The organism is Rhodopirellula maiorica SM1 (assembly GCF_000346295.1).
In the GTDB taxonomy this organism is placed as follows: domain Bacteria; phylum Planctomycetota; class Planctomycetia; order Pirellulales; family Pirellulaceae; genus Novipirellula; species Novipirellula maiorica.
Map to the genome: position 1 here is coordinate 1 of NZ_ANOG01000017.1, position 25,064 is coordinate 25,064.

Consider the following 25,064-nt stretch of genomic DNA (forward strand, 5'->3'; position numbering starts at 1 on the left):
CGGCGTCTTCGTGAAGGTTGAAATCGTTCAGCGGATTCGCGGTGTCGTCTTTGGCCAACAAGCCGGCGGCTTCGTACGGTCCGTAAACGGGGAAACCGTCAAAGGCAAAACCGATGACGTTGGAGTGCCCTTGCCCCTCATCGCTCCATGGCGTTTTCACGCAAACCGGGTACTTATGATAGTGGTATTGCTGCTGTGGGCTGGGGTGACCACAGCAACGATCCAATCGCCAAACCGCATCGGTTTCAAAGATATGATCAAACGGATTGAAAAAGATCACACCGTTGGTCGCCACCCCGATCGGTCCCATCGGCAGCGCTTGGTTCGAGTTCTTTTCGTCCATCGCAAAAGCGTTGGGATCGACTTTGGGCTGAAGCGGCAAGTAGTGCGTGTTGGCTTGTTCTTTGATGTACGACGGGTTGCCATCGAGCATTCGCCAACGATCCGGAAACGTCGCGGTCGGATGGTTCGGCAGGTTGCGGCTGCGGATGACAACGTGAGTGTCCGTGACATTGATGATCACGGCGTACGGTTTGAACACATCCTTGGTGACTTCATTGCCATCGAAATCCAAGTAGCCCGCTCGTAACCATGAACTCATGTTGCCGGCAAACGGGGCAACGAACTGGTCGGTTTTGTACAGCAATTGATCGTCATTGGTGTAATCGAATTGCTTTGGCACCGTGCGATCGCCTCCCTTAGGATCGAAGTACCATCGTCCGCCAAGGGACACCAGTAATTTCGGGTTGGGCTGAGGAAAATCGTTCGCCGTTGCCTTGGCCGGTGGATAGCTGGCTGGTGCATCGATTGGTTCGATGTCCATCGAGTTGACCCAGAACTCCGTGCGTTTGCCTTCGCCTTTGCCGGATGCGAAACCCACGCTCAGCTTGACCGAATCGACTTCGGCGAACGGAGTGCGAAAGTCCATTGCGTAGGTTCGCCAAGTCGCGTGACCGAGACTCTCGTTGGTGGCTTCGTCGCGAAAATCCTTTCGTTCACGCAATACCTGCGGGTAAATACGTTCTTTGATCACGTCCAACGAGTCGCCGTTTTGTTGCAAGAATTCGACCTTCAAATACAGATCGTCCTGGTCAACTCGGAAATCGTCTTGTGCGAGCCCCGAGATGTAAAAACGGTACCAACGTTGGTCGGGCGTAATTTGCGAGGATTCCAGCGTGGCTTCACCCGCGATTACTCCATCGCCGTTTCGGTCTTCGCCGGACAAAAGTCGCACGCCCGAGCCATTGGATTCGACGTGCCGATTACCAAGCACGCCATAAACCGCGTCACCACGCAGCTTCGCACGGGCGAGCAATTCGCCTTCTTGTGGCAACGTGATGGCGGCATTGTTTTCGGCGGCATTAGTTTCAGCGACGAGCATCTCGCCATGGGCAACCGACGGTTCGTCGTTGCGGACTTGCTGTTGAAACAGAGTCAATTCGTCTAGTAAATCTGCGGCAACCTTACCCTGACGACTGGCAAGGTTGGTTGATTCTGCGGCATCGGAGCGAAGATTGTACAGTTCAATCGCACCACTGACGGTTTGAATGAGTTTCCAATCGCCGCGAATGATCGCGTGGTCGTTTTCGGCGATCACAACGGTGCGATCGACTTGCGTTCCGTTTTTGAGATTCGGCCATAGATTCATTCCATCGAGTGGCTTGTCGTTTTGCAGTTTCACTCCGGTCGCGGCAGCCAGCGTCGGCATTAGATCGTGGATCGCAAAGGGTTGCTTGCTTTGGGTTCCCGGCTTCAGCACGCCCGGCAATCGAATGACGCACGGCACATGGATGCCTCCTTCATAGACCTCTCGTTTCTGTCCTCGAAAGGGTGCATTGGTTCCAATCCGCACGGCTCCGTTGTCCGACGCGAAAACGACAATGGTTTCTTCGCGAATTTTTTGATCGTCGATCGCTTTTAGAATCCGACCAACGCCTTGGTCCAACGAATCAATCATCGCTGCGTAGGTGGCGTCACGCTGATTCAACCGTCCTTGGTACTTCGCGATCAGATGCTCGGGTGCTTGGAATGGATTGTGCGGAGCGCTGAACGAGACGATCATGCAAAACGGTTTGCGTTTGTCGCGTGATCGGATCTGCTTGGCAGCTTCTTCTGAGAGCAGGTCTGTCGCGTAGCCTTGTTCGTTGACCGTTTTTCCGTTGCGTTGCCAATCGAGTTTTCCTCGACTGGTGGTGTGCTGGAAATAGTCGACCGCTGCATCCATGAATCCGTAGAAATGATCAAAGCCACGTTGATTCGGATGAGCAGCGGGTTGGTCCGAACCACCCAAATGCCACTTGCCAATCAAGCTGGTCTGATAGCCGGCGGCTTTAAAATCCGCAGCGATGAGTCGTTCGTCGACGGGCAGCCCGGCGTCGCGATCACGGACCGGCCCCGAGATTCCATAGCGATGCGGGAAACGTCCCGTCAGCATCGCGGCCCGCGCGGGGCTGCATGCCGGATAGGCGTAGAATTGGTCTAGCTGGACGCCATCGGCCGCTAGTTGATCAATGTTCGGTGTCTCGGCCGTGCCTCCATGAAAGCCCACATCACCCCACCCGAGATCATCGGCCAACAGGATGACGACATTTTCCTGTGCCAAGGCCATGGACGTTTGCCAAGTCAACACAACGCCGATGAACACGGCGAGCAAATGGTGACCAAGGCCGAGCCGTTTTCCAACGGTCGCTTTTCGACGAATCGGGGTTAGAATTGGAAGTACCATTGGGCTTTCGCTGTTGAGAGATATTGGATTGGTTGTTGCTGCGATCATGTCTGCCTACCAGCTTTAAACCCGATTATCCCAGCCAATCTACTAGCTTTGTTGAGATTTTGTGATTGACGATCTAGAGCAGGCGTTGCGACGAGGCGAAGTGACGCATTTTTCTGATGCGTTTGCGCTCCATCGCGTCCGTCTGTGGCAAATCATTCACTTTCGGCTGAACGACCAAGTTCGTGCTCGCGTCGATGCAGACGACGTGGTTCAGGAAGTTTACTTGGATGCGGAAAAGAGGTTGTCGCATTTCATCAGCGGTGATTTTCCGTCGCTTTTCTTGTGGTTACGGCTAGTCGCTCAGCAAACGCTCAGCCGAGTCCATCGTCGTCATCTCGCTACCGAATCCAGGTCAACATTGCGAGAGTCAACCGCGAGTTCCGGGTCCGACTGGGGGAAAACATCCGCGTGCCTTTCGCAGCGATTCGTCGCCCATTTGACTTCGCCCAGCCAAGCGGCAGTGAAAAAGGAATTGATCGCGGAAGTGAGAGATTCACTCGAGACGATGAACGAGATCGACCGCGAAGTGGTCGCGCTCCGCCACTTCGAAGAATTGACCAATCAAGAGGTCGCGATCGAGCTTGGAATATCCCCCAAGGCAGCGAGCATCCGCTACGTCCGAGCGCTCGAACGTCTCAGAAACGTGCTGGAACGGATTTGAAGTTTCCGTAGCGAAACTCGCAGAGAGTTTCGACCACACTCTGCAAACCTCCGAAAGTCTCGGCGACTTTCGCGATAGACTGAACCCAAAATCGAGGCCGATAAGATCATCTGGCAGTCCGCTTTAATCGCAAATCAAGAAAACAGTGCAGATTACCTGTAGAAATTCCAGCGTCATGGGGTTTTCTGTCTTATCCCGCTGTCAACACTCCACTTCCCGGACTCAACAATGAAACGATTTGCACTTCTGTCCGTCTCCCTCACGATGGTTCTGTTCCTCGGCAATTCGCTTGTGCATGCTCAACCGCCCGGCGGACGACAAGGAGGCGGCGGTCGTGGGGGACAGTCGGGCGGAGGAATGCGGGGACCACAAGGCGGGGCTACGCAGACACCGCCACTGCTGCGGGTTTTCGATACGGACGACGATGGCGAACTATCGCCCAACGAAATTGATGCCGCTGCAGTCGCATTGCGTAAGCTAGACCGAAATCGGGATGGACGTTTGACCGCCGAAGAATTGCGACCAAGCGGTCCTGGTGCCCCGGGCCGGCCCGCTGGCCAGCGGGGTGGCGAGAGAGGTGGCGCGGGCGGATCTGGTGGACGCTCTGCGGGAATGGGGCAACGGGGTGGACAAGGTGGCGGTGCCGGCGGACGTGGCGGTGATTCCGCGCAATCCGACGAAGCATTTGCAAACCAAATCTTGGCGTTTGATGTCAACACCGACGGATTGCTAAGCCAAGCGGAACTGCCCGAACACATGCACGACGCATTTGTGATCGCCGATGCAGACAAAAATGGTACGCTGGACCAGAGTGAACGTTTGGTGCTTGCGTCACAGTTTCGCCGCAACCGGCTTCAACCCGGATCCGAAAACCTCGAAATGAAAAACCGTCCCACGCAAGGTCGCCGTGGCGGCGGAAGCTGATGTTCGTATGATTCAACCCGACATCGCCGATCCTGATAACTGCGACGACGACACCGACATCTATGCCATCGTCGATGTGCTGGCCAGCGATTTCATTGCCCGATATCGAAGCGGCGATCGTCCCACGATCGAAGAGTATGCGATCCGCCATCCAGAACTAAGCGAGACGATTCGCCGCGTCTTTCCGCTCGCGTTATCGGTCGAAAAGGTCAAGGTGGACCAGCAAGCCGAGCAAGACGGCAGCGCGACATTGGCCGGCCGATCGATTGAGCGACTCGGTGATTTTCGACTCGTTCGCGAGATCGGTCGCGGTGGTATGGGCATTGTGTACGAGGCGATGCAACAGTCGTTGACGCGGACGGTTGCCATCAAGGTGTTGCCCAAGCAAAGTTTGCTCGACGACGAAGCACTGGCGCGGTTTCAGCACGAAGCCAAGACCGCGGCCGCCATGCATCACTCCAACATCGTGCCTATTTTTGGAATCGGAGAAAACGATGGCACGCATTACTTGGTCATGCAATTGGTTCGAGGCGAATCGATCGATAAACGGATCGCTGCGAATGGAACGGAGGCGTTTGGCTTTCGAGAGACCGCCCAAATTGGTCGGCAAATCGCGGACGCATTGGCCTATTCACATGCCAACGGCGTCTTGCATCGCGACATCAAACCCGCCAACGTCTTGATCGACGAAAGTGGTACCGCACAAGTCACCGACTTCGGACTTGCTCGAACTACACACGATGATCCCACCATGACTCGCGTGCTCAGCGGCAGTCCACGATACATGGCGCCGGAACGATTCCGCGGCCAATCTGATGCACGTTGTGATATCTATGCACTTGGTTTGACGCTTTATGAAATGGTCGCGGGCGTCCCCGCGTTCGTTGAAACCGACCCGCACCAGTTGATGGATTCGGTTCGCCAACATCGGGTCAAGCCGCTCAGCAGTCTGCGACCTGGCATCCCGTTTGACTTGACAACCATCATCACCAAGGCGATCAGCCTCGATCCGACACATCGTTATCAAACCGCAGCGGAGCTGCGAGATGATTTGGACCGCTATCTGGCCGACGAACCGATTCGAGCACGGCGTACTTCCGCCGCAGCACGCTTGGTTCGCTGGTGTCGACGAAACCCAAAAATGGCGACGGCCACGACGATCGCTGCCGCTTCGCTCGTACTGGCAACGCTGGCGTCGACCGGCGGTTGGTGGATGACGTCCGCGGCGAATCAGCGGACCAGTGCAGCGCTGCTTCAATCCGAGCAAACGGTTGACCTTGCGCTGCAATCGCTTGACGGGGTTNTCGATAGTGGTTTCGGTGCCAGCGTCTAGCATCAGCGATGTCAGTCTCGACGAATCCGCTGCGTCCACGTACTCGCTGAATCCGTCGCCGCATACAGCTCAAGTTCTGCAGAGCATTCAACCGCTCTACGAACGACTTTCACAACAATCGCCAACTCGGCCAGACATCGTCGCGCAAATGATCCGCGCGACGATCCGGTTGGCGTTGATCCAGCGACAACTCGGTCAAACGTCCGATGCAATCGAATCGCTCGAGCATGGCATCGATGTGCTCCGCCGACGCGGCGAGACCGCGGGTTTAGCTAACGATGAGAGCCAATTGTTAATGATGCGTTTACAGAATGAACTGGGCGACGTTTATGCGGTGGAGCTTCGTTTTGATGAGTCCGAACAAGCGTTTGAAACAGCCTTGTCGGCAGCGAGCGATCTTGGCGTCACGGATTCCGAAGCGGTACTGCAACTCGCACGTGCTCACGTCGGTCTGGGCGATCCACCGCCGCAGCGAAGAAGGATTGAGTCCCAGGAAAACAAACTGCCGCGAGAACGCAGGCTGCACCTGAGAACCGCTGTCGAACTTCTCGATACACTTCACGAAACCGGCAACAGTGCAAGTCTGGTTACAACGCTGCGTGCCCGAGTTCGGCTCGCGCAATCGCGGATCGAAAAACGACCTGCTGCAAAACGTGCACGATTCAACGACGCGATTGAAATCCTTCGACAACGACTCGACGTAGCACCGAGCGATATCGCGGCGCGATACACTTTGGTCGAAGCATTGGCAGCAGTGAACCTGCGACGCGAAGTCCAAACCAAACTCCAGCGATCCGAAGCAGCCGCTCGACTCCGCGAAGCGCTCGCCGAGCTGCAAACGCTGAAACAGCAGTTTCCCGACACACCGATCTTTGGCGTCTCCGAAGTCCACATTCGCCATAAACTCTCCAACCTGGCGAAAACCGAGCAAGAATACGACGAAGCGAATCAACAACTGCAAAAGGCCATCGCCATTCAGTCGACGTTGGTCAACGCAACCCCCGAGAATATTTCCCATCGGTGCTGGCGAGCATTGTTGTATCGGTCGCTTGCCGAAGTCTGCGACTTGCAAGGCAACCAGGACGCAGCTGACGAAGCCGTCGCAAACGCGGTCGCGGATATCGAAACAATTGCCCCGGCCGACAGCGACCATCCGTTCGTCGTCCAGACGCGGCAGATCATCGAAGCCCTGTCGAGTCCATGATCCGGTGGTTCATAGCAACGGTCCGAGGGTAAGAAGTCTGAGAAGGTGATGGTAACTCTGGTGCACCCGCCGAGAACCGTCTCGGTTGGGCGATAATCGAGCCAGAAAGTTCGGGCACAAAAGCCGGTTCCCGAGTCGCAACGCGACGGAATGCGACAGCCCCGGATGAGAATCCGGGGAAAACTGCGTGTATCGGGCCAAAGGCCCAGCAATTTGCCTAGCCCGGTCCAACGGGCCGGGAAATCGATGCATACGAGAACCCTAGGGCCAACGGCCCGGCCATTTGCTAGGCGTCGTTAGTGACTTCCGAACAAACGACCGGGGCGTTGGCCCTAAATACGAAAGTTGTTGTTGATTTCGACGGCCTGGAAAGGCCGTCGTACTTTCTCGACGACTAACACCGTTGCGTACGAATCGCAACCTCAATGAGTATGTGGGTGCGAGTGATCGTGGACGTGGTAGTGTTGCCGTAGCAGGTCTTTGCCGTAGTCGTTCCCGTTGGGGGTGCGGATCACGGCGTGAATGTGGTCGCGTGTGGGCTCGGCAGTACGAAACGGGGCCACTCGGCGCTGGTGGTCGAACTCGATCAAGATCACCGGGCTGTGAACGCGATAGTAATAAACACTTTCGTCGGTAGTTCCCCCAATCCAAGCAAAGTAGGTTTCGTTGAGGTGCTCTTTGACCTCGGACATGCGAACCTTTGCATGCTCCGGTCGCATGTTGCCGACGTATTCTTCGATCAAATTGAGCAAGCCGTCTTTTTGTTCGTCGCTGAGTTCGGATCCAACGATGCCGGCGTAATCAAGGACGACGTTGTCTTTATACGCTTCGGTTAAGTTATTGTTGCCGTCCTTGTTCCGCATCAGGATTGCCTTGGACTGCTGTTCGTCGGTCAAACTTTGCATGAACGCGAGGCCCTTGTTCTGTTCGTCTTGCATGACGATGGTGCCTTTAAATTTTCCGCCTTTGGCTTCGATCGGTTCCGAACCCATAAAGACGGGGCTCATCACGACTTGGTCACCTAACACGAAGTAATTGATGACGAGGTGGTGACCATCGAGTTGCCAGCCCCAAGGTTCGGTCTTGGAAGGTTCGCCCATGATCGTGACCCAGTACAGCCACTCGCCGTATTCGTCAAAGTTGTTGGCAAGTTCGGCCAGCGTTCCATTGAGCTTCATGATGTCTTTGGTTTTCTTGAGCCCCTTGGCACTCAAACTTTGCCCGATCATTTCAAAAGCCAGCTTTCGCTGTGCTTCGGACATTTCGTCAAAGCCAACGCCTTGGCGTGGCGACCGGTGCCGGTTGTCCCACTGACGCCACTCGGAATCGTCCACTGGAAAGACCGTCCGTTTGCGTTGATCGTCATTCAATCCGGCCAAGAATGCGTCGGCGGCTTCGCGAACCGGCGCGGTGGACACGCCAGTGGACTTGATTGAAAACAGGTCTTCTTGGAGGCCTTCGGAGGTGACGATTCCGACAAACGGTTCGTCGACCGCCGCCGTCCGACCCGATCGCCCGCCAGGACGCTGTGAATAGACAACGACACTGGTGCCCATCAGCAGAACAGCGGACACGGCAATCCATCGATGATGTCTAAGCATTGGTTTCTCAGTGGTTAGGGGCAGGATTCTGAAGATTTTTTCAGCATGGGGGGGCGCTTCCTAGAGATCTTACGCATATTAACGTAGTCGAACCAGCGAGTTGTTCCGCGGATCGTGAAAATCGCGGTCACCCTGTTCGCTGATGTTCGTCTTTATTTCTCATACATTTAATTGCACTCAATCCGCCTCCGTTTTCGATTCTTCGCGAAAATTGACCTCTAACCTAGACTGTTGCCATGCAAATTTGTTCCCTGCTCACCGCTGTTACATGGGTCCTGACCGCGAGCGTTGGCAATGCGGTCGTTGGCAACACGGTTTGGCCCGAGTTTCTGGGGCCAGGCGGACAAGCTCGGTCGACCGATACGGTGCCGACGACGTGGAGCGAAACGGAAAACCTGCTCTGGAAAGTCGATCTTCCCGGGTCCGGTTCGTCGAGTCCGGTCGTTGTTGGCGATCAAGTGATTGTGACATGCTACGTCAGCGGGTCGGATGCGAAACGTCAAGTCATCAGTTTTGACAAAACAAGCGGCCAGAAAAAATGGACCGTTGATTTTCCGATCGATTATCGCGAAGACCGATACCAGGGTTACATCACCGAGCATGGGTACGCCAGCAACACGCCGGTGACCGATGGTGAAAATGTTTACGTTTTTCTCGGCAAAGGAGGCGTGCATTCGATCAGCCTGGATGGCAAAAAGAATTGGAGCTTCGATGTTGGCAAGGGATCGAGTAACCGACAATGGGGATCCGCCGCGAGTTTGGTGTTGTTTGAAAATAGCGTCATCGTCAACGCGGCCGAAGAGTCGCGAGCGATCATCGCGTTAGATAAAGCGACGGGCAAAGAGATCTGGCGACAAGACGCCGACATGTTGGAACTGACGTACGGTACGCCGCGTATTGTGACGAGACCCGACAGTGAACCGGAGCTCGTGATCAGTGTTCCTGGCGAGATTTGGTCGATGAATCCTCAAACAGGAAAGCTGCGCTGGTATTGCGAGTCACCGATGACTGGCAACGTCACGCCGTCAGTGATTATCGATGGCGACACGCTCTACAGTTTTGGTGGTTATCGTGCGTCCGGCAGCATCGCAGTCAAGCTGGGCGGCAAAGACAATGTCACCGATTCACATGTTCTGTGGACGAATCGATCCAGTTCCTACGTTGCCACACCGCTGCTACAGAACGGACGTTTCTACTGGATCGATGATCGCGGAATTGCCTACTGCACGTCGGCTGACGACGGAGAGGTGGTCTACAAAGCACGCGTGAATAATCTGGAAAGTGGCCGCCCCGTCTACGCGTCACCGGTATTGATTGGCAAGAACATTTATGTGGTAACTCGTCGCAGCGGAACGATCGTTTACGCACCGGGCGACGAATTCAAACCGATCTCGCAAAACAAGTTCGCTGGTGATGAAACCGACTTCAATGCTTCGCCCGCCGTCAGCGACGGCAAGCTTTTCCTTCGCAGCAACCAGTCGTTGTACTGTGTTGGCACCCCGTAGCCCTCGTTCCCAGGCTTCCGCCTGGTAACGCACTGCACCCGAGGCTCCCGCCTCCTCCTTATTACGCTCGGCAGGCAGGAGCCTGCGGTTTGTTAGCTGTTTTGGCCAACGCTGTGAAGCATTTTTTCCTCGTGTTTTGCAGTATTTTCATAAACCGACGCGTAAGTTTTAAATTTTTGATGTTCTTCGTTCCCCGGGCCAACGGCCCAGCAATTTACCTCGCCCGGCCCAGCGGGCCGGGTTCATTGATTCATCCGAATCGAAGGGCCAACGGCCCAGCCATTTGCCAGGAATCGTCAACGGATTCGAACAAACGACCGGGCCGTTGGCCCTACGGTTCATTAATTCCCTTGCTCCCCAGCCCTTCCGGGGCGTTGCCCCTATATACAAAAGCACGACTTCAAAACTTACGCATTCGGGTCACGAAAAAATGCTTCACAGCGTTGCGGTTGGACGCTAGCGGCTTGTTGAATTAGTAATCCGCTCACGCGTGGGCGGCCGGGTTCCACGCATTACCCGGTGCCTTACGAGAACGTCCGGCTTAGGCCAGAGGCCGATACATCCTCTGCCGTGGCCGTAAGGCCACGGGATGTAGCGAATGAGCTGCAAAGGCCGGAGGCCGACACAATGACCGTGTAAATGTGTCGGCCTCCGGCCTTGGATTTGCTGCATTCCAAACCGGTGGTTAACACCACCGGCATGAAATGTACCGGCCTCCGGCCTTTAAAAAAAGAACAAATGCGAGTTGTTAGAGTCACCTTAAGCCGGACGTTCTCTGACGGCCCACGGCTTACAGCGGTTTTTTACTCGATCACAATCTTGCTTGTTGAAGTCGACAGATGGTGAACTTCGTGAACGCTGCCGGCTTCACTCTCGACGACAAAGACGCCGCCGATGCGTGCCTTAATACTGACGTCTTGCGTTGGTTTGATTCGTATGGCTCGGCCTCGTCGCCCCGCCGGCGTGATGGGATACACCATCAACTCGGATTCGGTCTTGTTGGTGAAGCTCACCTCCACGCTCATACGTCCTGGATTCGAATGAACCTCAGGGGTCATTTGCAGCCGCTTTCTTGGATGCGACTGGACCAATTGCTGGGTCAAGCGATCGATGAGTTCTGCAGACGCCGATGCGATGATGTTTTCACTTTCGATGTCGCTGGATCGATGATCATAGAGTTCGCGATCAGTCACCTCGCCTGTCTCGAAGTCCCGCCACTCGATAAAGCGATAGTCGTTGGTCCGCATCGAATAGCCCATGTACCGACGCCCTTGGAAGTTTCGGTAGTACTGGCTCATCGCCGTGTCGCGTACTCTGGCCTGAGGGTCTTTCAAAATCGGTACTAGACTGTGGCCGTCGACAAAGTCGGGTGTGTCGATTCCGGCGAGTTCGCAGAGCGTTGGAAACAGGTCTAGCAGCTCCGCCAATTGGTTGGTCGTTTGTCCGGCGGTGTTCATCCCAGGTGCAGCGATCAGCAGCGGTACACGTGCGTCGATTTCGTAGTTGGTCATCTTTCCCCAGCCACGGTTCTCGCCGAACTTCCACCCATGGTCGCTCCACAACACCACGATCGTGTTCTCGCCCAGCCGTTCCTCTTCGAGTGCATCCAGCAGCCGACCAATTTGTGCGTCCACGTAGCTGACGCAGGCGTAGTAGGCATGAACCAGATGACGTTGCTTTTCAAGTGACAACACTCGATCGTCCCACGGTTTGGGCATGTCGATCAAGTCAACGTAGTGCGACAATTCGCTGTTGTTGCTCGGCGCGTAGCCGGGCGTGTTGGGAATCACGCGTTGATCCTCAAGCACTGGCAATTTGGACGGATCGTGCATCTCCCAATACTTCTTCGGCGCGACCCATGCCAAGTGCGGCCGAATGTATCCCATTGCTAGAAAGAACGGTTCAGGTTGTTGGCCCAGCCGACGCAAGTCTTCGATCGCCATCTCGGTTCTCGCTCCGTCCAGGACTTCGCTGTCCGGCAGATCGGGTGCAGCCGTGCTTGGGTTTCGCAGATTGTTCTTTCGCCAATCTCGAGCCGGCAATTCCTTCATCGCCGCTTGCACTTGTTCGCGAGTACCCTCGGGATACGGATTGGGAAGCGATGGCAGCTTGCGAATCGGCTCACTCCACGATTGTGGATCGGGTGTTGGATTATGATAGATCTTGCCGTGGCTGACGGCGGTGTAGCCGAACTTGCGAAACCACTGAGGCATCGTGACCACGTCGGGTTTGGCCTCGCGAAAGTGAATCGGCAACGTCCAAACGCCCAGATTATCCGGACGCAGACCGGTCATCAAACTGGCTCGCGACGGATTGCACACCGCGACTTGGCAATAAGCACGATCAAACTGTACCCCACTGGCCGCCAACCGGTCCATGTTCGGCGTGATCGCGACGGGGTCACCATAACATCCCATCGACGGTCGTAAATCGTCGACCGCGATAAACAGTACGTTAGGACGTGCTTGGGATGCGGTCTCGCTAGATGATTCCGGTACGGGCTCAATCGCCATCAGCGTCTCGGTCGTTCGGACGTAAATCACGCCGCTTGAAATCGCGGGCGTGGCGAAACAAGGGTGCCCCATTTCGTTCTCGGCCAGGATTTCGAACTTGGGACCTGCCTTGACCACATACATCTTGCCGTTCTCCGACGGACAATAGATCTTGTCGTCAGCGGCAACCAACGATGCCGTGATCGATGCACCGCTGCCAAGTCGTTCCTCGTAGATTTTCTCTCCGGTCTTGGCGTGAAAACATCGCAGGACACCATTCGTATTGCCCAGATACAGATAGTCGCCCCACGCCACAGGGGTCGACATGTAGCTGCCACCCCGATCGACTTGCCAAACCACGCTTTGCTCGGTGGCGGATTCGGATTCGGTCAAGTTTCCTTTGGCGTCCGCTGCAATCGCATAGATCGGTGACGGACCACCATGGGCATTAGTGATATAGATGCGGTCGTCATGGACGAAGGGTGTTGGAATGGGATTATCACCGCCGCCCTCGATCCGCCAAACTTCGTCGCCGGTTTCGAGGTCGTAGGAAACAATCCACGGCCAACCATTGATCACGACTTGCGTGACGTCATCGTGAGTGTGGATTAGTGCCGTTCCCCAACTTCGCTCGCAATCCTCTTGGCGTGATTTTCGCCAAAGCTCTTCCCCGTCCGACAGACGCAGCGTCACGACATAAGGATCGGTGGGGTCATCACAGACCAAGACGATGCGGTCACCGTGAATCGCCGGAGAGCTGGCGTAGCCCCAGCCGATTCCATACTTGCTGACGTTGATGACCCCCAGGTCACGTTGCCACAGCAGGTTGCCGTCGTGGTCGTAACAATACAGACCCTCGGAACCGAAGAAGGCGACCACGTGATCAGCATCCGCCGCGATGGTGGTGTTAGCATGAGTCGCCTTGGCATGGCGAGTCGCCTTGGGTTCCCCTTTGCGAGCCGCACTACGCCAAAGTTCCTTGCCTGTTGCTTTGTCGTAACACAGCACCCACCACGTTTGTTCGCCGTTATCGTCGGCTGCGGCGGTGTTGCCATTACGACCGACATTTAGCGGCGCATCGCCACTGGCGGGAACCGCGGTGGCAAGGAAAATCTTGTCGCCGATAATTGTGGGACTGGCGTGCCCCAGGCCAGGAACGTCGGTTTTCCAGCGGATCGCTTTGTCGTCGTCGTTGGTCGCGTCCCACGATTCCGCGGTCACTTGATCGCTGGCGATGCCTCGCCCGCCTGGGCCTCGGAAACCTGGCCAATCGCTCGTCTCGTCAGCGTAGGCGGACACGAACAGACATGCCGCAAACAGGATCGCCACGGCAGAAGTGGTCAATTTACTCATTGATTCTTTTTTATCTGATTTAGGAACACTCGATTTAATCCATCCGAGTTGGCGACCGCAACATCGGCGAAACCGTCTCCGTCGAAGTCGCCGGCACACAATCCATACGTCGCCGTGTCAGCCGCACCGAAAAGTGTCTCTTTGAACTTGGCTGCCGAGTCGTCATTGAAATAGACCGCATTGGGTTGCCCCACATTACCGACGGCAATATCCGGCAGGCCATTGTGATCGAAATCCGCCACCGCCACGCAGTACGTTTTCGCGTCATCTCGGCCGAATGATGTCTGGGCCAGCACGCCGCCTTGGCCGTCACCGAAGAATATCAAATTAGCCGCATCCACATTACCGACGACCCAGTCGATATGGCCGTCGGCGTTGAAGTCGGCAGTCGCGATGGCTCGGCTAGAGAGATTGGTTGGACCGAAGATCTTAGGTTCTCGAAAGCCGCCGGACTCATCGGCAATCAGGATGGTATTGGGCTGCTGATCGCGATTGGCGAGCAATAAGTCGAGATGGCCATCCTCGTTGACATCCGCAATGGCGATATCGATCGTCGAATCATCCGAGCTGCCAAATGTTCGAGTGACCGGGAAGTTCGCGGTACCATCGTTTAGGTGAATACGGTTCGGTCGGCCGCGACACGTGACCAGGATGTCCACGTCTCCGTCATCGTCGATATCGGCAACCGCCAGACTACGGACGCTGGATGGTTTGCCGAATTGAGAACCTGCGGTAAAGACTCCGGTGCCATCATTGATCATGATCCTGCACGGGGCGTTGTCATTGCCGACTGCGATATCCAGATCGCCGTCCCCGTCGAAGTCGGCTGGCTCACAAGCATAGCTGGTTGATCGATCGACCCCCAACGGCCGCATGACATTGAATCGGCTGCGGCCTTGATTGAGGAACACAAAGTTTTGCTGGGGCCAGTGCCGTCCATTGGCCACGATCAAGTCAACGTCGCCATCGCCGTCAACGTCGGCGGTTCGCACTGAGGCCGAACGGTTTGTCTCGGTCCCCAGGATCAGACGGTCACTTGAGACGAAGATTCTATCTTGTCCGCCGCACAAACGATGGGGCATCCCATGGGTCACCACAATGATCAGCAACACGATGGCGAGGGATGGTTGTTTCAACACGTGGAAAAACTTCGCTAGTGATCGTCGCTAATCGCTCCGCGATCAAGACGATTTGTATCGTCATTCATTGCCGCCTCGACCGCCGCGTCGTCGGCCACCCATGCCGCCTCGACCGCCTGCTCCGCCCGGTCGCATTCCGCCGCCCGGGGCTCCTTGGCCTCGATTGAAACTGAAGGTACGTGAGTTCTTGTTTTCGGGCTTGAACGCAATTGTGTACTCGTGGGTCATTGCTTCGCACATGCCTGGCGAGCACGCGTAATAGTGCAATGACAGCTTAATGTCACCCAGCGTCTTGTCACCCTCAATATTAACCCAAAACTGTCGCGGCTGGGTGTCGCTGTCGCCCGGCCCCTTATTCGCCACCGCGGTTGCCGGATCGGCCTTAACTCCGTCGGGTAATTCAAGAACGTACTTCATTCCTGGCGTCAGATTGTTCCAATGAGCATCATGGATGGGGTCGGGATAAAAACCGAGGAACAATCGTCCTTTTCCGGTTTCCAAGAGTTCCGGTTCAGCTTCGGCTCGAAGTTTGACGTAATACGTCTCTTGCGGTTTGGTCGGCGTGGTCGCCAGGATCACCAAACCGTCAGGCCGTTGGACCCGAATATCGCTGTCGACGTTGGTGGGTTGAAAGCGAGCCAATTGCGGCAGGTTTAGGTCTCGAACCGAGGTCGGGTTTTCCACGGGTCCGACAAGTTTGCTCAGCGCTTGCCGCAGTCCATCGCCGTTCATCCGATCGGCGGCATAAACGATTTCGGAGTTCGGCGAGATGACAAATACGGAATTGGAATTCGTCCTCATCGCGACGCGAAACGAATCATCGATCGTGTCGGCGATCCACGGAACCTGCGTCCCTAGTTTCTTTTTGGCTTCGGCGAGTTGCAGGAAACGCTCGCTCATATTTTGGGCCTGGACGTAGCCTTCACGCTCGGGGTGACGCAGACTTTGAAAGACGTAATAGAATTGAACGTCTTTGTCCGCGTAGTCCTTCGCCGTGGCTTCCAGTTCCGCGTAGGCCCGTAAGAACTCGGGACAGGTCAGACATCCTGTCTTCAGCACCGTGTACTTGCCTTTGATCAGATCGCGGACTTTGATCGGTTTGCCATCGGCGGTAAAGGCATCGGTGTCGGGCAACGGACCTTCGCTGAGCACAATCGGCTGTCGCGAGCGACCTTGACCCGCACCTGCCCGATTCTCACCTGCCCGCTCTCCACCTACTCGACCGCCAAGTCCTCGGCCCCTGGAATCTTGGTTTCGAGGCGATTGAGCGAATGTCAACGCATCACCACAGTGGCAAATCATCAAAAACGTAGCAGCGAGCAGCGAAAAACGATTCATCATCGGATCCAGAAAGACGGCGAGAACGGGTAAGTGTGATCTAAAACCCGGCGAGCCCGCATCATCTACCGACAAAGTGAAAAATTAGAAACGTTTGTGCCCACCGAGTCAGTTTTGAACTTAACGTAGCCTAGGCTTCCAGCCTGGGAATCACAGCAAACCCAGGCTGGAAGCCTAGGCTACGTTACTTTGCAACCATCAAGGATGGTTCCAAGACTGGGCACCAAATCGTACCGCAGGGTCGCGGTTGACACGTCACAATCAGTTGGACGCGCCACCATCGACCCGCAGATGTTGACCGGTCATCCATCTCGCATCGTCGCTGAGTAAGAATTCAACAACGCCGGCGATGTCGTCGGGATGGCCAAGCCGTTTGAAGGGAGACAGATTGCGAAAGAACTCTTTACGCTCGTCGCTGCTGTCGGCAAACATCCCCGGCTCGGTCGCACCGGGGCGAACGCTATTGATCGTAATGTCTCGTGTTCCCAATTCTCGCGACATCGACACGATCATGGCGTCGATGGCGGCTTTGGTTGCCGAGTACAGCCCGGTGCCTTCACGCGGGCGTTCAGCAAGCTGGGAGGAAACGAATACAATTCGTCCTCCTTCCTCGATCCGCCGTGCGGCTTCGCGAATCGTCAAGTAAGCTCCCACCACGTTGACGCTGAGCAGTTTTTGAAAATCATCAAGGGTCGATTCGACAACCGGTCCGCCCCCACCGATCCCCGCGCAAGCGACGACGCCGTGGATTTCACCAAACTCGGCATCGGTTGCGTCAAAAAGTTCTGCGACTTGTTGTTCGTCACTGAGATTGCACTTCGCCGAGACCGCTCTGCCTCCTTGGGCCTTGATGTCATCGGCGATCTTTTCTGCTGCGTCGTGGTCGCTGTGGTAGTGCACCACCGTATTCCAGCCAGCATCGGCAAGTTTGCAGCAAATTGCGGATCCAATGCCTCCGGATCCGCCGGTCACAATCACAGTTTTCTTGTTTGCCACGGTTGTCGCATCGTCTGAGGAAAAAGGAAGTCAAATTTGACTTGAGAAACATGCTCACCAAAACAATGCACGACCAGTGGGTTGATCCGCCATCCTGCTAGCACCGGATTCGCCGTTGTGTCGACGAACGAGCCGGGTGTGCCGCGAACGAGAAAATGATTTTGACGCTTCGACATCGCTCACGGGTTTCGAATCGCAACTTGAAAAATTCCGCATCACACGCCGAACCGCGAAAGTCGTTGTCGAAGCCCACGTGTCGCGACCGGCTTTGCGGTGTGATTCGGCTTAGCACATTTACGAGACGATGACAGGTTAACGTCGGTTGTCAAAATCACGAATTCGGACTCGCACGCTTGGTCATTCGCATCCGTCTCTCGCACCGAATCTGGATCGTTTGCGAGCGATGCGAACCACGCGTCGCGAGCCTGAATGTTCGTTCGATGATTCATTGGATCTCTCCTGAAGCAATGGAGTTGTGAAGCATTTTTCAGTAGCGAAACTCGCAGAGAGTTTCGGTTTTACTCGCGTGGCCGAGAGTCTCTGCGTCTTTCGCTACAGCTAATTCGTGTTTTCCTTGTAAGAAAAAATGCATTACCGCTACCGCCAAAACGGCCAGTCAACCGAAAGACTTCTGCCTACAAACTTAGACCATGACTGCAAAATTTATGTTTTCGAGATGCGAGTCGCCATTGCGAATTAGCACGTTGATAGAATCCGATCCGATCACCGTGACTCCGCTGGATGCCGCAATACGGACTTGGTATTTCCCGCTCCGGTCGAACGAATTGAATTGGTAGTTCCCATCACTATCGGTGATGGTGGTTTCGACCAAGTTCTCTTCGCGGTCAAGCAATTCCAACGTCACCCCTGCGACACCCGTGCTGGGTTGGCGATCACCACTCGCTTGTCCATCGTCTTGATTTTCAAAACCATCGCGAATCGCGAGTTGTTCGGTGGCCAATGAATCCGAGTCGGCGATGATCGTTCCGGCAATGGATGGCGTGAAGAAGAATACATTCGATTGCAGCGAAGAATTGTTCGTATTCAGCTCAATGAGGTCAGCGAGCGTCATGTTTTCGATATCACCGATCTCGCGGTCAGTCATCGTGTTCTCGTAGTAAAGCCGGTCGCCATCTCGCAGCCGTTCGAACTGGTCCGCGATGATGTGGGTGGACGTTTCGCCCAGCGAGCTTCCTTCGGCGTGATCCTCTGCCAACAATCCAACCCACAAGTCGATGTCGTTCACATCGCTGTAGAGCGTTTCCAGTTGGTCTTGGAGTTCGACATCGCTGGTGATCTCGGCGAACGATTCGTAGGGGGCCAGTCCAATGGCTTCGCGAACGGAATTAAGGTCCGCTAGACCGTGGTCTCGCCCGCGTTGGATGATCAGCGAGACGAGATCCAGGCCGCCGGAACCAGGCTCTTCAAAAAAAATGTTTCGTAGACCATCGACTACTTTCAGGTTCGTTTCCTGCGATAGCGTCGACGCCTCGGCTTTCAGAACCGAGTCAATGCCGGTTTCTTCCAGCAGGGGTGCATTGAAAAATGCCTCCGGCAACGGGATCGATTCTTCGGCATCCAAACCATCGTTTCCGTAGAATCCAAGGGTGTCATTCAAGGTCGAGTAGCCGAAGCGAAACGCGGCCGTCGAAAACTCGTTCGACATCGAGGGATCGACACTCGCGTCGTAGCCTTCATACGGATCAAGTACGTCTTCGCCCAACAACGCCGGCAGATACTCGTTGTAAGTGATCGACTGCAGTTCGGCGATCACGATGGCACGAGCCTGTTGGTAAATTTCTTCGTCGGTCAATTCAGGATCCGCTTCGGAAATCTCGTCTGCCAAACGATTATGCTCGCGAACAAACAAGGTATACAGCGACGTCAAGCCGATATTCTCGGCGGCGCGAATGTCTCCGGCCAACAGGTTGCCTTCGTCATCGGCTCGCAGTAGCCCATCGTCGCGGATCAGCAAACGGCCTGCTGCGAATTCTCGTAGCGAATCGGCAACTTCTTGATTGCTGCCGTAGATCTGTGAGCCGTCAATCCAAATGGTGGTCGCATTCACTTGTTCGGCTGGATTATCAATCGATGTTCCTGTGCCTTCTGCGAATTCGGATCGTGTCAAGCGGATCGATACGTCGCCGGTACCCAGCGGATCAAACAGAAAATCGTTGCTAGGGACTTCGATATCAAACGCGACTGCGTCCTCCGCGTTTTCTGGTTCAAGCGAAAGACCGATGTCGTGGTCGAGAAATTGGCTCCAGAGGAATACAAACGAAGTCAAATCACGCTCGCTGGTTATCCCTTCGATATCCGCAGCGGAGATGGCGTTGCTGATCTCGCGAGCGCTTCGGCGATCTTCGCCAGCTGGTTCCGCGACACCGTCGGCATAGTCGTTTCGGGCCAGTCGAATTAAATCAGTGCCTGCTGTTCCCAATGCAGGATTGGCAAGATTATTTCCGGTGCCATCGATCGAGCGGATTTCAATGGCGCGTTCGCTCGTCGAGTATTCGCTGTTTGTTGCCGAAGTTTGCACTGGAACAAAATCGCTGCTTGGATTTCCGTTGAGGCGATTGACGATTGTCGATGCGTCCATCACCGGTGACATGTCATCCTGACTCGTGTTTTCCGGTATCAGCTCGTTATCAAAAACAGTGGCCGCCAACAGTTGACGAGGCTCGAGCGTTTCGGGCTTCATACGGCGGCGAAGGGATTTCATCTTTCTGTCTCGTTTTCGATGGTTGGATGACGAGCTCGTTGAGCGTCCGATCCAGCGGTTCCAAAAGCGAGCCATGGTGCACCTGCGAAATTCAAGAAACGGAAATCCGCAGCGATCGTTGCAGTACTTCCACTTTCAAGGACCGAAGATTGACTGGATTGTCACACGTTGTCCTTCATTTTTCCGCTTGGGTTGGGGGTGTCAGCGATTCGGCTCGATTGCTTGTTCGGTGGAAGCAATCAAATGGTCGCTGATCGAGCATCACTCTATGCATCGGTGGATACAGCGACATCAATTCAGCGATAGGAAACGGTGGGTTGTTTCTGCCAGACCGTTCATCCACTCAATCAACAATGCGTCAGGCGATTAAATGGGGTGACACTGAAAATAGATAAAATAAGCGGACATGCCTTTGCCCGTGTCGCATGCATATGCGAAAGGGGCGGACTGCGATCTCGTCATGGGCGAAGGTCCGTATCACCCTTTCTCTTGCCACGGGCGAGTGCGGCGTGCTCGAGATCGGTTTGCACACTGTATAGAGTCCTGGAAACTAGACGGAAAGAAGATAATTCTTTATGTGCGGGATTGTCACAGTGACAAACTTGTTTGGGAAAATCCGCTTCTTCGCGAAATGGCACTGTTTTTTCCATTTAGTGTCAGATTAATGGCACTGTACCGATCGAATCCGTAATTAACTGGTGGAGTGCCGTTTTGGTATATCGACTCGGTATTTTGTGACCCAAGTGTTCTGTGAGCTTCAGTGTGAATCAAACCAAAGTTGAAAGGCTGGTCCAATTGCTCTCAGAGCATCACGATCAGCTGTACCGGTACATCCATTCACTGGTGGGTAGCCCGCATGATGCTCGCGATGTGCTTCAAGAAACCTCGTTTGCGCTCTACGAAAAATTTGATCGCTTTGACGAATCGCGTCCGTTTCTGCCGTGGGCCTACCGATTCGCTTACATCCACGTCTTGAAATGGCGCGAATCGAAGTCGCGGGAAATCCCGCTGCTCAGTGCCGATGTGATCGAGCTATTGGCACGCGAACGGCAAAATCAAGAGATCGAACTGAACCGTCGCGTGACGCTGCTGAACCAATGCATCCAAGAACTGCCCCGTCTGGATCATGAACTCGTACGGTCGCGCTATCTCGAGGGGGTGGCTCACGACACGATCGTCGAGCAAGTCGGCACAAGTCGGCGAACATTGTTTCGAGAGCTGAAGCGAATACGTCATCAGTTAATGAATTGCATTCAAGGAAAATTGGCACTGGACGGATATCAATGACGAACAATCAACCCGACCCAGAAACTCGTCGTCGACTTGATACGCTGCTCTCGATGCACATCGACGAAGGGCTTGATCAAACGGATATGGAGGAATTGGAATTCCTGCTGCGAGACGATCCAACGAATCGTGCGTTCTATTTGCAGTACATGGATCTGCAAGCTGCATTGCCTGCTGCGATTTCGTCGGCGTCGATTGAACACGCAGTGGCATCCGAGCAGGATTCGGATTGGATAGCTGCGTTGGTGGAATATTCCGAACTGCAACGCGAATCCAGTAGGATGGTCAACGGTTCGTCGCGTGCTAGTCGCACGCCATGGCTGATCACGTTCGCCTCGCTTGCGGCGACTTGCTTATTTGCGGTGGCGTTTTATGCGACGAGGTCTTCTAGCGTTGCGGTTGACTCGGCTGCGAAAACACAGCTGGAACAAATCCAGCGAGACCTGAGTATCCAACCGAGTGAAGTGATTCTGACTCAGGCCGCCGGAGCTGAACTGTTTGGCGAGTTTCTACCGCCAGTAGGTAGGCAGCTCGAATTCTCGCACGAGTACGCGCTCACATCCGGCATGATTGGGCTTCGCTTTCCAGCCGGTGCTGAAGTCATTTTGGAAGCCCCCAGTGTGATTGAAATTGCTGGTCACGATCGGCTGATTGTCAGTGTGGGACGCTGCAGCGTGCATGCACCTCCGGGCGCCGAAGGTTTTGAGGTGGTAACGCCTCAGACCGAGATCGTTGATCTAGGCACCCGTTTCTCCGTCTCGGTCAGCGACGTGGGAGCGACGGATGTGCAGGTCATCGAGGGGCTGGCCGAAGTGCGGACGAGGCAAGCGGTGGCAACCGATCCGGTCCTGCTTGCCCAGCGCCAGGCACGCCGATTCAGCGACGATGCGGAATCCGGTCCTCATTCGCTCGAGTTCGATGCCAGCAGCTATCGAAAAACGCTGCCCGATCGCGTTGTCAGTTATCGGGCCAAACCAGCGGGTGAGGGCTGCGTCGCGGAGCTGCAGAGTGTGACGGTCCAACGAGATGGTCGTGAGGTGACCATCCCCGTTAGTGACATGATCGGTGTAAAGGTGACCCACTTTCGCGGCACCGACATTGCTGGTATGGCGGTGCAGGTGGGCTACGAGGTTGATCGGTTAGCGGGCCTGGAAACCGACGCGCTGCTGTACACAGGCATGCTGAATCCAGGAGGTTCGATTGAACCTCTTGTCGATGATCCTGTGCTCGCAGGCCCTGGCGTCGCCGATCAAGCCACTCCCGGTTTGGCAGTTCAGTTTCGCACCCCGGTTGTAAATCAACCTGGGCCCGACGTGGTGTTCTTTGAATTGCAATCGGTTGTCAATCCACCGCAAGGTGATGCGTTTCACGTCAGCCCGCTGAGGTTTAGCGAGGGGTTGCGATCGTTGTCGATTCGCAATTACGACGTTGCAATGACGTCACCGGAAGCACAGCGACTGCCTGAGTTCCAGCCGTATTTCTTTCGCGAGCCGCCATCTTCACTCGAGGAATTGATGACGGCCGCGGTGGATCAACGCCGGCCTTCGTTACGGTTCAGGGCCTTGGCCACCGGCATCGATCTGTCGGACCTGGGGTACACCGATGGCGCTGCTGTTGATGGTTTGTTCTTCCAGGACGCGATGAACGACGATCATGTTGTCGACCCTGTGTTCATTGCGGGGCTGCCCACGGACGAGATTGAGGAGACGCGACCATGAGTGTTTTTCGAAACAAAGTCAGTGTCGGCGAATCAACACGTTTTGATCCGCTACGAGTCGGTGCAAACGTTGTCGTGACTTTGGTCGTGTTGGTGCTGACAACCACGCTCAAGGCTCAGACATTGGAACCTGTCGCTCAGTGGCGTTTCGATGGCGAATCATCGTTGGGGACATGGTGGGGTAAAACCGGCACAATTGCCGACGGACCTCGACCGCCAAAGTACCCCGGATTCGAGTCGAGCAACACCGCCATGTCCTTTGCCGGGCACAAGGGTGCAATTCTGATCAAAGATCACGAACGTGGCGGCGCGACCAACGTCCGATTCGGCGCCGGTGACACGTTCGCCTTCGAGACTTGGGTGAAATTCAGATCCATTCATGCGGGCCAGATCGTTTACGTATTGGGCAAGGGGCGACACCCCGCGCATGGAGAAGATTTCGGTGACGATAATCAAAACTACTCGATCCGGTTCCAAGGCACAGCCGGTGCTGCCAAATTTGGACTGCTGTTTACGAGCGAACATCCCGAGACCCACAAGCGTGCTTGGCATCGTTGGTGGAGTAAGTCCGTCTTGCCGAGCACTGGATGGCATCATGTGGCACTCGAGTTCACCTTTGGCAAAAGCGACAGTCTGCGGGCCTGGATCGATGGCAAACCGGTCAAGGGCGAATGGGACGAAAGCGGTCCCACCGACCTGCCGCCCGTCCAGGACGCAGACGACCTCGTTATCGGCACCGGTTTCACCCGCGGTGCAAGCTCATCGTTTCAAGGTTGGCTGGACAACCTAGCGATCTATCGCGGTAGCTTGGATCCCGCTGAGATCGCCGAGCGGTATCGTTTTGTTCCGCCACCACCGGCAGTGACGCCCGAGATGATTCCGCATGGCAAGGTGCTGGTGCAAATCAGCGAAGACGGAGTTCCAAAATCCAACAATTGGCCCGACGAACCGATCGTCACTGAGACTTACCACGAAGACGTCTTTGGATTGTTCGAGTTGCCACACAAGTACGTTGCAACGGGTGTCCGAGGCGACCGGTCCAATCCGTCGCACCTGCGTGCCTCGGCGATCGTGAATTTACCCGCGGGGAAACATCGGCTATTGGTTCGAGGCCGTGGTCGGGGTCGGCTGTTCATCGACGGAAAGAATTTGCTCGAGACTCCACCGCGGCCTCACGATCCTGGTGGTTACCAACCGCTATCGGTACAGGACGAGTATCTCGATTTAGGTCCAGATTTCCGTTTTGCACCACCTGGCAACCGGGATGCTTGGTGTGAATTCGAAACAGACGGCGGCGAGCATTTCATCATCCTCGAAACGATGGTCGGCGGCGTTACCGGCAGGAGCACGTTCCGTCCCGAACTTGGTGAGACGGTCGTTGCCGTATCACTCGAAGGCAGCAAATCATGGTCGCTGCTTTCCGCCGGCGATCACGCCGTGCCTTACACCGATGAAGGTTGGCAAGCGTATGAATCCGAACGCCGTAAAGTGCTGGCCAAAATGAACGCGGATTCCCGTGCAGAACGCCGCGATGCCCATCACGAGTACTGGGACCGCCGCCGTAATGCCGCCGCCGAGTGGCTGGCGAATACCGCCCCCGTCACCGTGCCAGAGCTGCCTTTGGGGTATCCCGCCCACAACGCGATCGATCATTTCATTGCCGCGCGGATCGCCAAAGTCAAACAAGATTCGGTCCAAGGCGAAACGGGTGGCGTCGACTATTTCAAACAGATTCGCCCTTTGCTGGAATCGCGTTGCTACGACTGTCACCGAGGCGGCAAGGCGAAAGGCGATCTGCGTCTTGATGATCACGCCTCGGTGTTGACCGGTGGCGACTACGACGGGCCTGCTATCGTTCCCGGCCATGTCGATCAAAGCGCATTGATCGATCGGATCACGTCGGATGACGAAGATGTCATCATGCCACCTAAAGGCGAACCGTTGACGGACGAGGAAGTTTCGCTGCTCCGGCGCTGGATTCAGGAAGGAGCCGTATGGCCGCAGTTCGACGTTGACAGT

16 protein-coding genes are annotated in these 25,064 nt (G+C 55.3%); 8 read left to right on the plus strand and 8 right to left on the minus strand.

What is annotated here, in order from left to right; translation table 11 throughout:
* Positions 1-2,725 (minus strand): sulfatase-like hydrolase/transferase (locus tag RMSM_RS00595; protein ID WP_081613954.1); only part of this gene is annotated, 2,725 nt, incomplete at its 3' end.
* Between the two features lie 109 nt (positions 2,726-2,834).
* Here RMSM_RS00595 and RMSM_RS00600 point away from each other — a divergent pair.
* The 4 genes from RMSM_RS00600 (at position 2,835) to RMSM_RS00615 (ending at position 6,895) form a co-directional block, all read left to right on the plus strand.
* A complete protein-coding gene (locus RMSM_RS00600; RefSeq protein WP_008690008.1) occupies positions 2,835-3,434 on the plus strand; it encodes a sigma-70 family RNA polymerase sigma factor in 600 nt (199 codons plus the stop codon).
* A gap of 264 nt (positions 3,435-3,698) precedes the next feature.
* On the plus strand, positions 3,699-4,358 hold the full coding sequence (locus RMSM_RS00605; RefSeq protein ID WP_236621945.1) for an EF-hand domain-containing protein: 660 nt from the start codon (positions 3,699-3,701) through the stop codon (positions 4,356-4,358).
* 7 nt (positions 4,359-4,365) lie between these two features.
* A complete protein-coding gene (locus tag RMSM_RS00610) occupies positions 4,366-5,691 on the plus strand; it encodes a serine/threonine-protein kinase (RefSeq protein ID WP_008690012.1) in 1,326 nt (441 codons plus the stop codon).
* On the plus strand, positions 5,678-6,895 hold the full coding sequence (locus tag RMSM_RS00615; RefSeq protein WP_040763327.1) for a tetratricopeptide repeat protein: 1,218 nt from the start codon (positions 5,678-5,680) through the stop codon (positions 6,893-6,895). Before RMSM_RS00610 ends, RMSM_RS00615 begins: the two co-directional genes overlap by 14 nt.
* Positions 6,896-7,317: 422 nt before the next feature.
* Here RMSM_RS00615 and RMSM_RS00620 read toward each other — a convergent pair whose 3' ends face one another.
* The gene (locus tag RMSM_RS00620; RefSeq protein WP_040763329.1) at positions 7,318-8,496 is read right to left on the minus strand and encodes a DUF3500 domain-containing protein; all 1,179 of its coding nucleotides are present in this window, start codon (positions 8,494-8,496) and stop codon (positions 7,318-7,320) included.
* Positions 8,497-8,732: 236 nt separating this feature from the next.
* Here RMSM_RS00620 and RMSM_RS00625 point away from each other — a divergent pair, with 236 nt between their 5' ends.
* Positions 8,733-10,001 carry an outer membrane protein assembly factor BamB family protein gene (locus tag RMSM_RS00625; protein WP_008690018.1) on the plus strand — a complete coding sequence of 423 codons (1,269 nt, stop codon included), beginning with the start codon at positions 8,733-8,735 and terminating at the stop codon, positions 9,999-10,001.
* Between the two features lie 803 nt (positions 10,002-10,804).
* On the opposite strand, the gene RMSM_RS42215 is transcribed toward RMSM_RS00625, so the two are convergent.
* From RMSM_RS42215 to RMSM_RS00665, 6 genes are all read right to left on the minus strand, one after another.
* A complete protein-coding gene (locus RMSM_RS42215) occupies positions 10,805-13,846 on the minus strand; it encodes a sulfatase-like hydrolase/transferase (protein WP_008690021.1) in 3,042 nt (1,013 codons plus the stop codon).
* Complete coding sequence (locus RMSM_RS00640) at positions 13,843-14,985, minus strand: FG-GAP repeat domain-containing protein (protein WP_236621946.1); 1,143 nt, start codon at positions 14,983-14,985, stop codon at positions 13,843-13,845. The genes RMSM_RS42215 and RMSM_RS00640 overlap by 4 nt, the downstream gene beginning before the upstream one ends.
* Positions 14,986-15,045: 60 nt before the next feature.
* Complete coding sequence (locus tag RMSM_RS00645) at positions 15,046-16,326, minus strand: peroxiredoxin family protein (RefSeq protein WP_008690027.1); 1,281 nt, start codon at positions 16,324-16,326, stop codon at positions 15,046-15,048.
* Between the two features lie 258 nt (positions 16,327-16,584).
* Positions 16,585-17,319 carry an SDR family NAD(P)-dependent oxidoreductase gene (locus tag RMSM_RS00650; protein ID WP_008690031.1) on the minus strand — a complete coding sequence of 245 codons (735 nt, stop codon included), beginning with the start codon at positions 17,317-17,319 and terminating at the stop codon, positions 16,585-16,587.
* A gap of 215 nt (positions 17,320-17,534) precedes the next feature.
* Complete coding sequence (locus RMSM_RS00660) at positions 17,535-17,768, minus strand: hypothetical protein (protein WP_008690034.1); 234 nt, start codon at positions 17,766-17,768, stop codon at positions 17,535-17,537.
* Between the two features lie 194 nt (positions 17,769-17,962).
* Positions 17,963-20,116 (minus strand): peroxidase family protein, encoded by a 2,154-nt coding sequence (locus tag RMSM_RS00665; RefSeq protein ID WP_008690037.1) that lies wholly within the window; start codon positions 20,114-20,116, stop codon positions 17,963-17,965.
* Between the two features lie 687 nt (positions 20,117-20,803).
* Between RMSM_RS00665 and RMSM_RS00675 the strand changes: the two genes are divergently transcribed.
* The 3 genes from RMSM_RS00675 to RMSM_RS36260 all read left to right on the plus strand — a co-directional run.
* Positions 20,804-21,328, plus strand: a complete 525-nt coding sequence (locus RMSM_RS00675; protein WP_008690038.1) for a sigma-70 family RNA polymerase sigma factor — start codon at positions 20,804-20,806, stop codon at positions 21,326-21,328.
* The gene (locus RMSM_RS00680; RefSeq protein ID WP_008690041.1) at positions 21,325-23,046 is read left to right on the plus strand and encodes a FecR domain-containing protein; all 1,722 of its coding nucleotides are present in this window, start codon (positions 21,325-21,327) and stop codon (positions 23,044-23,046) included. The genes RMSM_RS00675 and RMSM_RS00680 overlap by 4 nt, the downstream gene beginning before the upstream one ends.
* On the plus strand, positions 23,043-25,064 hold a 2,022-nt coding region (locus RMSM_RS36260; RefSeq protein WP_008690043.1), incomplete at its 3' end, for a c-type cytochrome domain-containing protein. The genes RMSM_RS00680 and RMSM_RS36260, both read left to right, overlap by 4 nt.